This is a genomic window from Pseudomonas sp. MPFS, from assembly GCF_022537035.1.
Classification (GTDB): domain Bacteria; phylum Pseudomonadota; class Gammaproteobacteria; order Pseudomonadales; family Pseudomonadaceae; genus Aquipseudomonas; species Aquipseudomonas sessilinigenes.
Genome location: NZ_CP066123.1, coordinates 2,477,470 through 2,489,841, shown reverse-complemented (window position 1 = coordinate 2,489,841; position 12,372 = coordinate 2,477,470). Strand labels below are relative to the sequence as shown.

The 12,372-nt window shown below is 63.8% G+C and carries 13 protein-coding genes; 8 read left to right on the top strand and 5 right to left on the bottom strand.

The genetic code is table 11. From position 1 onward, the window contains the following. Positions 1-4: 4 nt before the first annotated feature. Positions 5-652: a nicotinamidase gene (locus tag I9018_RS11780; RefSeq protein ID WP_241109535.1), complete on the bottom strand. Its 648-nt coding sequence runs from the start codon at positions 650-652 to the stop codon at positions 5-7. Between the two features lie 184 nt (positions 653-836). On the opposite strand from I9018_RS11780, the gene I9018_RS11775 reads away from it, so the two are divergent. The 3 genes from I9018_RS11775 to I9018_RS11765 are packed head-to-tail and all read left to right on the top strand — an operon-like array spanning position 837 to position 2,603. Further along, positions 837-1,382: an adenylyltransferase/cytidyltransferase family protein gene (locus I9018_RS11775; protein ID WP_241109534.1), complete on the top strand. Its 546-nt coding sequence runs from the start codon at positions 837-839 to the stop codon at positions 1,380-1,382. Position 1,383: 1 nt separating this feature from the next. Further along, positions 1,384-2,091, top strand: a complete 708-nt coding sequence (locus I9018_RS11770; protein WP_241109533.1) for an NUDIX hydrolase — start codon at positions 1,384-1,386, stop codon at positions 2,089-2,091. Between the two features lie 5 nt (positions 2,092-2,096). Further along, positions 2,097-2,603: an NUDIX hydrolase gene (locus tag I9018_RS11765; RefSeq protein WP_022643811.1), complete on the top strand. Its 507-nt coding sequence runs from the start codon at positions 2,097-2,099 to the stop codon at positions 2,601-2,603. On the opposite strand, the gene I9018_RS11760 is transcribed toward I9018_RS11765, so the two are convergent. After that, on the bottom strand, positions 2,600-3,505 hold the full coding sequence (locus tag I9018_RS11760) for a LysR family transcriptional regulator (RefSeq protein WP_022643810.1): 906 nt from the start codon (positions 3,503-3,505) through the stop codon (positions 2,600-2,602). The genes I9018_RS11765 and I9018_RS11760 overlap by 4 nt on opposite strands. A 103-nt stretch (positions 3,506-3,608) precedes the next feature. Here I9018_RS11760 and I9018_RS11755 point away from each other — a divergent pair, with 103 nt between their 5' ends. Further along, positions 3,609-4,781, top strand: coding sequence for an aspartate aminotransferase family protein (locus I9018_RS11755; protein ID WP_241109532.1), 1,173 nt, complete (start codon positions 3,609-3,611; stop codon positions 4,779-4,781). 81 nt (positions 4,782-4,862) lie between these two features. Here I9018_RS11755 and I9018_RS11750 read toward each other — a convergent pair whose 3' ends face one another. Then, a complete protein-coding gene (locus I9018_RS11750; RefSeq protein WP_241109531.1) occupies positions 4,863-5,399 on the bottom strand; it encodes a DUF4174 domain-containing protein in 537 nt (178 codons plus the stop codon). Positions 5,400-6,103: 704 nt separating this feature from the next. Between I9018_RS11750 and I9018_RS11745 the strand changes: the two genes are divergently transcribed. From I9018_RS11745 to I9018_RS11735, 3 genes are all read left to right on the top strand, one after another. Continuing rightward, entirely contained in the window at positions 6,104-7,093 is a 990-nt protein-coding gene (locus I9018_RS11745; RefSeq protein ID WP_241109530.1) for a response regulator, read from the top strand. Positions 7,094-7,096: 3 nt separating this feature from the next. Continuing rightward, a complete protein-coding gene (locus I9018_RS11740; RefSeq protein WP_068586803.1) occupies positions 7,097-8,044 on the top strand; it encodes a sensor domain-containing diguanylate cyclase in 948 nt (315 codons plus the stop codon). A gap of 106 nt (positions 8,045-8,150) precedes the next feature. Continuing rightward, positions 8,151-9,470: a hypothetical protein gene (locus I9018_RS11735; RefSeq protein WP_241109529.1), complete on the top strand. Its 1,320-nt coding sequence runs from the start codon at positions 8,151-8,153 to the stop codon at positions 9,468-9,470. Positions 9,471-9,485: 15 nt separating this feature from the next. Here I9018_RS11735 and I9018_RS11730 read toward each other — a convergent pair whose 3' ends face one another. Beyond that, on the bottom strand, positions 9,486-10,604 hold the full coding sequence (locus I9018_RS11730; RefSeq protein ID WP_241109528.1) for a saccharopine dehydrogenase NADP-binding domain-containing protein: 1,119 nt from the start codon (positions 10,602-10,604) through the stop codon (positions 9,486-9,488). A gap of 447 nt (positions 10,605-11,051) precedes the next feature. Here I9018_RS11730 and I9018_RS11725 point away from each other — a divergent pair, with 447 nt between their 5' ends. Then, positions 11,052-11,921 (top strand): oxaloacetate decarboxylase, encoded by an 870-nt coding sequence (locus I9018_RS11725; RefSeq protein ID WP_068586813.1) that lies wholly within the window; start codon positions 11,052-11,054, stop codon positions 11,919-11,921. Between the two features lie 33 nt (positions 11,922-11,954). Here I9018_RS11725 and I9018_RS11720 read toward each other — a convergent pair whose 3' ends face one another. Further along, positions 11,955-12,359 (bottom strand): response regulator, encoded by a 405-nt coding sequence (locus I9018_RS11720; RefSeq protein WP_068586816.1) that lies wholly within the window; start codon positions 12,357-12,359, stop codon positions 11,955-11,957. Positions 12,360-12,372: the final 13 nt, after the last annotated feature.

Sequence of the window (12,372 nt, the reverse complement as noted above, 5' to 3'; positions counted from 1 at the left end):
CTCCTCAAACGCTGGCCAGGCTGGCGGTTTCTTCGCGGGTCGCGGCTATCGCGATACCGGCTTGCTGCATGTCGGCGATGGCCTGGGTGGCGCCCTCGGCGCTGATGGCCCGGCACGCCGGCAGGTGGATGATCACCTTGAAACCGGCGGCGGCCAGTTGCAGGGCGGTGGTCTTGACGCAGAAGTCCAGGGCCAGGCCACCAACGATGACCCGCTGCACGCCCTGGCTCTTGAGGTACTCGATGACCCCGGTGGAGAGCTTGCCGTGCAGGTCGTGGTAGCAGGCGCCGTAGGGGTGCAGGTCCGGCTCCACGCCCTTCCACACGAAGTAGTCGTAGTCATAGGGGCTGGGCAATTCGTCCAGCAGGGTGAAGCCCTCGGTGCCTGGAACGCAGTGGCTGACCCAGGTCAGGTCGGCGTGTGCCAGGCCGGTGGGCTGGAGCATCTGCTCGTGCCCGGCCACCACCCAGGGAGCCTGGGGACTGTGGGCGTCCTTGCTGCCAATACGCAGGCTGGCCAGGGTCGCCATGAAGTTCAGCTCGCCACCGATGCGGTCGCCCTCGGCCACCGGCAACTCGTCCGGGCACAGCGGGGTGAAGCTCTTTTGCGCATCGACATCGAAAGAAGCGGTCTTCATCGTTTGGCTGTTCATGCTGGGTCTCTCCTCTGCATGAAGCACAAAGTACACGTCATGTACTTTTGTGGCAATCCCCCCTGCTCCAGATTTTTTCAGTGTCGCCAAATCGATCACAAGTTGAATGACAGCCTCAAACAGCAGTTGCAGCAGGGCAAAGCGGTGATAAAGTACACGTCATGTACCAACAGAGGATAAACCAATGTTCGAACTGGCCCTGTATGGCGGCGCTTTCAATCCGCCCCACGCCGGACACGCCCAAGTGATGCTCGAGGCCGCTCGCCATGCCCGGCGCGTCCTGGTGGTGCCCAGCTTCCGCCACCCCGACGGCAAGCGCATGGCCGATTTCGAACAACGGGCACTCTGGTTGCAGGCCATCACCGGACACCTGCAAGCACAATGCCCGGCCGAGCTGGCGGTGAGCCGCCTGGAGCAGACACTGGCGCTGGCCGATCCCGGCCCGGTATACAGCTTCACCCTGCTCGAACGCCTGGCCGACGACCTGGCCCTGGAGGGCAAACGCATCGCCCTGGTGGTCGGTGAGGATGTCGCGCGGCAGCTGCCCAGGTTCCATCGCGGCCAGGAGTTGCTGCAGCGCTTTTCCATCCTGCGCATCGAGGAACAGCCCGGCGTGCGCAGCACGGTCTTGCGCCAATACCTGGCTCGTGGCGAAACACCGCCCAGCCAGTGGCTGGCTCCGGGGATGAATCCGCTAAACTACGGCCTCTACGCCGTCCACGGAAGTTGATATGCACGACCGCCCCACCCTCGCCAACGCCTACCTGCACACCATCGACCTGTGCCTGTTGCGCTACAACCGTGACAGCGGCGAACTGGACATCCTCCTGCACCAGCGGGACAGCGAACCCTTCGCCGGGCACTGGGCGCTGCCCGGGATCGTGGTCAACGGCGATGTCGAGGACCGCAGCCTGAACGACGCGGTGGAACGCCTGCGCCGCTCGAGCAAGGTGGACATGCCCCTGGCCTGGCTGGAACAGGTGGGCACGGTGGGCGATGCCTTTCGCGATCCGCGCTGCTGGTCGTCCTCGACCTTCTACCTGGGGATCGCCAGCGAACCCGTGCAGCCTGGCCCGCAGCAAGGTTTCTTCAGCTTGCGGGAAGTGGCCAGCGGCGCCTTCAAGCTGCCCTTCGACCACAACAGCCTGGTGGCCCAGGCCCATGAACGACTGCTGTCCAAATCCTTGTACAGCAGCCTGCCGCTGATGTTCCTCGGCAACGAATTCAGTGCCCCCGAGGCCGTGGCGATCTTCTCTATCGTGCTGCAACGCCCGGTGCTCAAGACCAGCATCCGCCAACGCCTGCTGAAGATGAGCGAAGCCGGCTACCTGCGCGACACCGGGCGCAAGAAGAGCGGCGACGGTGGCCGCCCCCAGGCGACCCTGGACAACCTCAAACCCGAGCAGGTGTACCTGTTCGATCGCTGCTTCCTGGAGTGACCCACATGAGTTCGAACCCCGATAACCAGTGCCTGCTGGAAACCCCCTATTTCAGGGTGGTCCGTGAGCAGGGCTACTTCATCATCAAGGAGGCCCAGGCGGTGAACGGCGTGGTCGCCATACCGACCCTGGCCGATGGCCGGCTAATGCTGGCCGACCTCAGGCGCCGGGCCATCGGCGGCCAGTCCATCGAGTTTCCACGAGGGGCCATCGACGCCGGCGAAAGCCCTTGTGATGCCGCCGCCCGTGAACTGCTGGAGGAAACCGGCTGGCAGGCATCGCAGGTGCGCCAGCTGGGATTGCTGCACAGCAACACCTCGCTGATCGCCAGTGCCGTTGCCGTGTGCCAGGTGGAAATCGCCGAGCAGCAGGCCGGCGCCACCGATGGCGAAGTGGACAAGGTGCTGTGGGTCAGCCGCCAGGAACTGCTGGCGATGATCGCCGCCGGGCGCATCACCGACGGCCATACCCTGTCGGCGGCGATGATGCTGCTGGCCCACGAAGCGAGCTAGGGGCGCCCCCACTTCTCCAGGGCGAACTCGACGAAACTGCGCAGCTTGGGCAGCCGGTAACGGTCCTGGGCATAGAGCAGGTGCATCGCCCGCAAAGGCAGCTGGTAGTCCTGCAACACGGCCACCAGCCGCCCCTGGCGCAGGTCTTCCTCCACCAGCGCATCGGGCATCATCACGATCCCCAGCCCTCCCCTCGCCGCGCGATGCAGGCCGGAGGACGTGTTGGCCAGCAATGAGCCGGACACGGGTATCAGCACATCCCCCTCGGGCCCGTGCAAGGGCCACTGGGTCGCGGTGGAACTCCACTCGTCTCCCGCCGGAAAGGCGAAGGCCAGGCAGTTGTGCTGCGCCAGGTCCTCGGGCACCTGCGGCGTGCCATGGTGCTCCAGGTATTGCGGCGCGGCGCAGATGGTCAGGGTGTAGTCCTGCAATGGCCGGGCAATCAGTGCATTGGTGTCCAGGTTGCCCAGGCGGATGGCCACGTCGAAGGTGCCATCGGTGAGGTCGAAGCGCTGGTTGGCCAGGTTCAGCTCGACCTTGACCTCGGGGCAACGCTGACGGAATTCACTCAGGGCCGGCGCCAGGCGTTCGGTGCCGAACGTCACCGGTGCGGTGATGCGCAAGGTCCCGGACGGCGTGCCCTGGGCCTGCTCCGCCAAGTGCTCGGAGTCGGCCACCAGGCCCAGCACCGCCAGGCAACGCTGGTAGTACTCGGTGCCGAACTCGGTCAGGCGCTGGCGGCGGGTGGTGCGATTGAGCAGGCGCACCCCCAGGCGTTGCTCCAGGGCCCGCAGGTGATTGCCCACCATGGTGGTGGAAAGGCCGCATTCCCGGGCGGCGGCGGTCATGTTCCCCGCCTCCACCACCTTGACGTACACCGACATGGCCTGGAACAGATCCATTATCAACTCCTGCTTTAAGATGATTAAAGATCTTCCGAGTTTATCTAGCCTGGCTGGCTAACGATACTGGCGACACCCCCACCCGTGATGGAAGTGAACCGCCATGAGCGCCGCCCTGATGAGTACCTACCAGCCTTTGTCCCTGAACTTCAGCAAAGGCCTGGGCACCCGCCTCTGGGACCAGGCCGGCCGCGAATACCTGGATGCCATCGCCGGCGTGGCCGTGACCGGTGTCGGCCATTCCCACCCGCGCCTGGTCAGCGCCATCAGCGAGCAGGCCGGATTGTTGCTGCACACCTCCAACCTGTACAGCATCGACTGGCAGCAGCGACTGGCGGGCCGGCTGACGGCGCTGGCCGGCATGGACCGGGCGTTCTTCAACAACTCCGGGGCCGAGGCCAACGAAACCGCACTGAAACTGGCGCGCCTGCATGGCTGGTACAAGGGCATCGAGCAACCGCTGGTGGTGGTGATGGAGAACGCCTTCCACGGCCGCACCCTGGGCACCCTGTCGGCCAGCGACGGGCCGGCGGTCCGCCTGGGCTACGGGTCATTACCCGGGGATTTCCTCAAGGTGCCCTTCGGTGACCTGGCGGCCCTGGAGCAGGCCGCCAGCCGCCATGGCGCACGCATTTGCGCGGTGCTGCTGGAGCCGATCCAGGGCGAGAGCGGCATCCAGCTGGCACCAGCAGGTTATCTGAAGGCACTGCGCGAGCTGTGCTCCCGGCGCAACTGGCTGCTGATGCTCGACGAGATCCAGAGCGGTATCGGTCGCACCGGCCGCTGGTTCGCCTGCCAGCACGAAGACGTGGTGCCGGACGTGATGACCCTGGCCAAGGGCCTGGGCAACGGCATCCCCATCGGCGCTTGCCTGGCCCGGGGCAAGGCCGCGCAACTGTTCACCCCCGGCAGTCATGGCAGTACCTTCGGCGGCAATCCGCTGGCCTGCCGGGTGGCCTGCACGGTACTGGAGATCATCGAGGAACAGGGCCTGCTGGCCAACGCCGAACGCCAGGGCGCGTTGCTGCTCAAGCTGTTGCGCGAGGTACTGTCGGGGCATCCGCAAGTGCTGGAGATTCGAGGCCTGGGCTTGATGATCGGACTCGAACTGCGGCGTCCGGCTCCGGACCTGGTGCAGGCTGCCGCCCGGGATCATGGGCTGCTGATCAACGTCACCCGGGGCAAGACCATCCGCCTGCTGCCACCGCTGGTGATCGATGAGGACGAGGTACGGACGATCGTCCAGGCATTGCGCCAGTTGCTGGATCGCCCATGAGCGCCTGCGGGAAACATCCCGCTGCGCGGAGCAATGCCGGGGGCTAACGCAGCCAGCTCCCGGCAGGTGCTGACACCTGGCTCAGTCGTCCAGGGCCTGGGGCGCCGCTGCGGGCTTGGCCTGCTTGCCAGCCTTGGCATTGGCTGGCTTGGCCTGGGGTTCCGGCGCTGGGGCCGGGGCGGCCGCCTGCTTCTCGGTCGCCGGCAATTGATCGATGGCGCTGAACACTTCCTTGAGTTCGATGGCCCCTGAATGCTCCAGCTTCTTCTCGCCATCCTTGCCCACCAGGATCACCTTGGTCTGGGCCCCCGCGCCCAACTTGAGGCTGCGAATCAGGGCCATGGTGGATTGCGGATCGATGTCCTTGCCATCGCGCTGGCCGATGGTATTGAGCACCGTGTACAGGACCATGTTGCGTTCGTTGAAGGCCTGGCGATTGGCGGGCTCTTCCAGGGACTTCTTCAAGCTCACCAGGGTCGGGTCGACGCTGCTGGGGGCGATCACGATCAATGGCCGTGATTTGCCCAGGTCCTGGGTCAGTGGGCCATCGTTGTCGGCAGCCAGGACGGGGCCTGCGACAGCGAGCAGAGTTGCGAGGGTCAATGACCGAATGAACATGCGTCTCTCCTTATATTTTCCACGCAGTAATGATTGCGCATTGCGGGAAAAGGTCCAGGCCGCTACTCAAAATCTGACATTTTTTTGGCCGCTCGCCCACGCTTGCCCCCAGGCTCCCTACAGGCAGCGCAAATCAAGGGACCCAGTGATCAGGCAAGCCCCTGGAGCAGGCTGCGCGGTAAGTTCTTGTTGCATATTGGCAGGCTGGTTGTGGCAGGTGGGCAACTCGACCCCTTAACTTTCATCCCCCGCGCCTGACCGACCGTTCATTCGAACACTGACTCGTTCCACACCAACCTATACGAACACGAAGTCACCACAAATAATAAGAAGTTATTTAACGATCAATTAAAAGTTATTTACAACGCGTCATTTTTCAAACGCCAGAAAACAGTCGCAAGACACCTTGAAAACTGACCAGACCCCCGTACTTACTGACTCTCATAGCACGCCCCGGCAAACCAAGTGCCCACCCATTGAAAGTTGAACCCGCATCTTAAGTTGCCATTCCAGGTACTGGAAATTCATTGAACAATGATCTGGAACAAACAACTCGATTACCCGCTGCTTGTTCTTTCATTATCTGCCGCTCTATAGTTCGGCGCGGCACGGACAGCCTGTAACAAACACAATACAAACGGCAACTCGTTACATTCCCGAACACTATCCACCTGCGGATTTTTTCGAATGAGCGTCCGATCCCGATGATTCCCCTCCTCGTCTGCGATGACTCGAGCATGGCCAGGAAGCAGGTGCTGCAGACCCTGCCTGGCGAATGGCGAGTGTCCGTGACCCAGGCCTGCAATGGCCGCGAAGGACTGGAAGCCCTGCGCCGGGGCCTGGGCAAAGTGGCGCTGCTGGACCTGACGATGCCGGTGATGGATGGCTACCAGGTACTGAGTGCCGTGCAGGAAGAAGGCATCGACACGCAGATCATCGTCATCTCCGGCGACATCCAGGAAGAAGCCGTACGTCGTACCCGCGAGCTGGGCGCCCGGGCCTTTCTCAAGAAACCTTTCGACCCCCAGCAATTGCGCAGCCTGCTCAATGAACTGCAACTCTTGGATAACGGACGCTGCAAGCCGGTGCCCAATCCGTCCCCGGCACCGGTGGTGACCTTTCGCGATGCCTTTCGCGAGACCGTGAACGTCTCCATGGGCTACGCCGCGGCGCTGATCGCCAAGGTCCTGGATGTGTTCGTGCACCTGCCGATTCCCCACGTCAACGTCCTGGAGGCCGGCGAGCTGCAAATGCTCCTGGCGGACGCTAATCGCTCGCGACAGTTGACGGCCATCTGCCAGAGCTACATCGGCAGCGGCATCGCCGGCGAGGCCCTGCTGATGTTCTACGACTCTTCGGTGGCCGACATTGCGCAGTTGATGGAACAGGGCACCGACCCCTACCAGGAAATGGAAGTGCTGATCGACCTGTCCAGCGTGCTGATCGGCGCCTGCCTGAGCAGCATCGCCGACCAGCTGGACATGTTTTTTTCCGTGGGCCACCCCCAGGTGCTCGGCGAGCAGACCAGCATCGACGATTTGATCGTGCTCAATCAGCAGCGCTGGAAAAACACCCAGGCAGTGGAGATCAGCTACAGCCTGGAAGAGCAGAACATCCACTTCGACCTGCTGCTGTTGTTCACCGAAGGCTCGCTGGCCTTGCTGGAACAGAAGCTGGCCTACCTGATGAGTTGAACCATGCCCAGACAAATGAATTTCAGCGAGCTGCACTGGCTGCTGGCGGTGGTCCAGAGCATCGACGTGGGAATCGTCGTGCTGGACCTCGAATGCCGGGTCCAGGTGTGGAACAGCTTCATGGAGAACCGTTCCGGGGTGGCCTCCAAACAGGCCATCGATCGCTCGTTCTTCGAGCTGTTCCCGGAAGTCGAGAAACCCTGGTTCACCCGCAAGGTGGGGCGAGTGGTGGCCCTTGGCACCCCCGCCTTCACCATCTGGAAACAGCGTCCGTACCTGGTGCACTTCAAGAACTACCAGCCGATCACCGGCCAGGGCGAGTTCATGTACCAGAACACCACGCTGCTGCCGTTGCGCTCGGCCAACAGTGAGATCGATCACGTGTGCCTGGTGATCTACGACCTGACCGATGTGGCGATCAACAGCCTTGCCTTGCAGAAGGCCAACAATCAAATGCAACAACTGTCGCGTACCGACCACCTGACCCAACTCTACAACCGTGGGCACTGGGAGCAGCGCCTGCAATTCGAATACGCACACCATGACAACGCCATCGCCCTGCTGATGCTGGATATCGACCATTTCAAATCGATCAACGATCGCTACGGCCACCAGGCGGGCGATGCCGTGATCAAGTGTCTTTCGCAATTGATCCACCAGCACCTGCGCGACAGCGACGTGGCCGGACGCTATGGCGGCGAGGAGTTTGCCATTGTCTTGCCACGCACCGACCTGGGAGGCGCCCGCACCCTGGCCGAACGCCTGCGTCAATCCGTGCAGAACCAGCAGGTGCTGCACAACGGCCAAACCATTGCCTTCACCATCAGCCTGGGCATCGCCTGCCTCGATCACACGGCCCGCGACCATCGCTGCCTGATCGAGCGGGCCGACCAGGCGCTGTATGCCTCCAAGCGCGCCGGACGCAACCGGGTCAGCACCTACGCGGCCTGAATGATCACCGCACCAGGAAAATCCTCGAGCCGCGGATAAACCACTGGTTTTCAAGGTCCATTCCAGGGTCAACTTGCCTACCCCGCGCCACAAGGAGTCCACGCGCATGTCCCGCCCCCCACCCCAACAGAACGCCCAGGAGCAATGGCACCGTGCCGTGCACCGTTATGCCCAGGACATCAACCGCTATGTCGAGACCGGCATGCGCGAAGGCTGGGATAACCTGAAGGAGCCCAGCCTGCCAGCCACCAAGCACCTGCTGCCCGCCTGGCAGGCGGCCCTGGAAGCGAGCAATGCCGGCCCCCATGATCCCGTCGCACGCGAAGCCTTTCGCCAGGCCTGGCCGCCGGCGCACTTCCCCCTGACGCCACACCTGGAGAACCAGGGCCAGATGATCCCGGCCCTGGCCCTGCTGGCCGACGGCAGTCTGCTGGCGCGGATCGGCGCGCCCTACGAGGCGGGCTCGGTGGTGCACATCGATAACGATCGTGTCCGGCCCCTGGACCAGGTGGAGTACTTCGGCGCCTGCCCGCAGCGGCGCTACTTCGCCTGGGCCCGGGCCGCAGACATCCAGGTCACCGACGGTTGGGACGGCCCACAGGTGGCGAGCTTCGCCTGGCCCGAGCGGCTCGCCGGGTTGCCCGCGGACCTGGAACTGCGCGAGCGCGCCACGCCCAGCCAACTGATCCCCTTCCCCGACGGCCAGCGGGTGCTGCTGGTCAGTGCCGATGGCATCTTCGTCCTCCACGCCGGTGGCGCCACCCGCCTGCTGCGCAGCCTGGAAGAGCTGCGCCAGGACCTGGCCAAGGGAGTCACCGCCGAGGACCTGAACCTGGACCTGGACATGGAGCACGGGGCGATTTCGGCGGACGGCCAGTGGATCGCCGTGGGCGAGCAAAGCAGTTCGCACCTGGTGTTCGATGCCCAATTGCAGCCAGTGGCCGAGATCGGACCCGGCAGCGAATACCCGCACTTCGCCTGCTTCAACCAGCGCGGCGACCGCCTGCTGCTCAATGCCTGCCACTTCTACAGCGGCGCCAGCCTGGGCGTCGCGGTGGCCGACCTGCCGGGGCTGGCCACCGATTTCTACAGCGACGATCCGCGCACCCCAGTGCTGCAGGATGGCGCCCGGGTATACGCCGCAACCTCGCGGGGCGACGAGTTCATCATCGGCGATGCCTACGGTTACCTGCGGGCCTTCAGCGAGACCGGCCAAGAGCGTTGGCAGCACTACGTCGGCTCGACCCTGTGCGCCATGGACATCAGCCCCGATGGCAAGACCCTGGTGGCCGCCACCTTCGCCGGGATCATCGTGCGCATCAATCTGGACTGCGGGCGCCCGGACTGGCAGATCGGCACCGGCGCGCACCATGAAGTACAACGCTGGCTGTTCTGGAAGGACCTGGCCAAGCCGCTTCTATGGTGAAAAAGCCCAGCCCGGCTAACGCGAGAACTCAACCTGCATCTGCAAGTGGAGCGGATCGTCGATGGCCCGCAGGTACTGCTCCAGGCTGACCTCGCCGATGCAGGCGCGGGCTCCCGGGAGCAGCGCCTGACCATCGAGCACCTTGAGGATCACCGCCACCGCCGCACAACTGGGAATCTCCGGACCATGATCATGGGTGGCCGTCAGTTGCGCGGCCATCGACAGCGGCTGGCCATCCTGGCCCAGGCCATGCACGTCGACATACATGGCGCTCAAGCCATCGCCCAGCCACTCGAACCAGGTCCCGCAGCGATGCAACCGTACGGCCCAGGGCGCCGGATCGCGCACCAGCCCCAGCTTCACCGCCTGGGCCAGCAAGGCGTTGGCCAGCCCGGCGACCTTGAGCCCGGCACCCGCCTTGAACGACAGGGTATGGGCGCCATAACGGGCGGCGAACAGGTCCAGGTCCGGCACATCGACATTGGCCACCAAGCGTGTGCCCAGCCTTGGCAACGTGCGCAAGGCCAGCCCCTGCCAGCCGATCACCGGGTGCGGCTGACCGTCCTTGAGCTGCTGGATCGGCCGACCGGCATAGGCCAGCACCCCGAGGATGGTAGACACCCCGGGCATCTTCGCCGAGGAAGAAATACCGTGCTCGATGCGATCGATACGGGCGAAGCGCTGGCGATGCTCGTCGATGATCGCCGACGACAGGGTCGGCACCGAACTGCAACCACTGAGCAACGTCACTCCGGCCGCTCGGGCCTGGGTATCGAGGCCGCCGATACCCCCCACGAATTGCCGGCAGTCGGCCAGGTCGCAGTAGTTCACCCCGGCCTCGATGCATCCCTGGGCCACGGCATAGGACTGGCCCTGGAACGGTCCGCCGGTGTGGATCACCCAATCGATGCCCAGGGTCTTGAGCGCCGGTGCCCACTCCTCGCCCATGGCATCCCCACACCACCCCTCGCAGGGCTGCCCGCCCTCGGCGCGCAGGGCCTCGACCTTGGCCGCCAGGCGGGACGGGTCGCGTCCTGAGATCAGCAGGTGCACGCCGGGGCGGTGGATCAGGTAGCGGCAGATGATGCTGCCGAAATTGCCATAACCACCGACCACCAACACTCTGAGCGTCATTACCTGCATCCCTGAAATAAGTACGTTGCACCGCTGAATGAGCGCATTTTGCGGTGCGGCAGCTTCCGTGATTTGCCCTGGACCGACAAGCCCCTGGAGCCGCCCGGTACCTTACGGCCACAGTCCATCGGCACCCTGCGGAACACTTGTAACATTAAGTTGCTAAAAAATTGCCAATGCCAGTCCGGCATAATGCTATGCAAATTCCTCATCCTCTACGGCCCGGGAGCGTGTTAGCCTCGTCCTGCTATGTCGGCCTCGCATAACAAACCCGCCGTTTCATCCAATCAAGCGGGATAAAGACGCCTTGCTACCCCCCTGCTTCACCTTCATCTGCCCAACTAACGTTTCGCTGCGAGCCTTTCGATCATCGGCTCGCCAAGGGAACTGATTGCAAAATTCGATTCGACCCGAAGGTCGATCTCTCGATCCTATCTCGGAGCTGTTATGTCCAGGCTTTCCCATCAAGATTTGCGCCGCGGTTTCCGTGAACTGATCGCCTCATCTTCCTGCTATCACACCGCTTCTGTATTTGACCCGATGTCCGCCCGGATCGCCGCCGACCTGGGTTTTGAAGTGGGCATCCTCGGTGGTTCCGTAGCCTCGCTGCAGGTCCTGGCGGCCCCCGACTTCGCCCTGATCACCCTGAGTGAGTTCGCCGAACAGGCCACCCGCATCGGCCGCGTAGCCCAGTTGCCAGTGATCGCCGACGCCGACCATGGCTACGGCAACGCCCTCAACGTGATGCGCACCGTGGTCGAGCTGGAGCGCGCCGGCATCGCTGCGCTGACCATCGAGGACACCCTGCTGCCGGCGCAATTCGGCCGCAAGTCCACTGACCTGATATCCGTCGCCGAAGGCGTGGGCAAGATCCGCGCGGCCCTGGAAGCCCGGGTCGATCCTGAACTGGCGATCATCGCCCGGACCAACGCCGGGATCCTGCCGGTGCAGGAAATCATCAGCCGTACCCAGCAGTACGAGCGCGCCGGCGCCGATGCCATCTGCATGGTCGGCATCCGCGATTTCGAACAACTGGAGCAGATCTCCGAGCACCTGAGCGTGCCGCTGATGCTGGTGACCTACGGCAACCCGGCGCTGCGCGACGACGCACGTTTGGCCCAGCTGGGCGTGAAGATCGCAGTGGACGGCCACGCCGCCTATTTTGCGGCGATCAAGGCCACCTACGATTGCCTGCGCGAACAGCGGCAGATCTTCACCCAGGCCTCGGACCTGAGCGCCACCGAACTGGCGCACACCTACACCCAGCCCGAGGAGTACATCGTCTGGGCGCGGGAGTTCATGAGCGTCAAGGAGTAACACCGGCAATTGGCCGGGGTGAGGCGCAACGCCTCAACCCTGGGCCGATTTCAACGCGCCTTCCACGCAATCCAGGACCTGCCCGATGGTCCAGGGCTTGCGGATGAACGACACCGGATAGCGCACCCCGGAACTCTCGGGAGTCTCGTACCCCGACATCACCACGATCGGCATTCCCGGCCAGTGTTCGCCGCACAGGTTGCTCAGGCTTGCACCATTGAGCCGGCCAGGCATGGTGATATCGGTCAGCAGCAGCGCCACATCCGCGGCCCGTTCATGGAGGAATTCCCAGGCCTGGTCGGCACTGTCCAGGGCTTGGGTGGCGTAGCCCTCGTCCTCGAGGATCTCGCACAGGAACTCCAGCACCGTCGGCTCGTCCTCCACCACCAGGATCAAGCGCCTGCAGGCGTCGCTATCGATGGGCGAAGCTGAATACATGGATGACACTCCC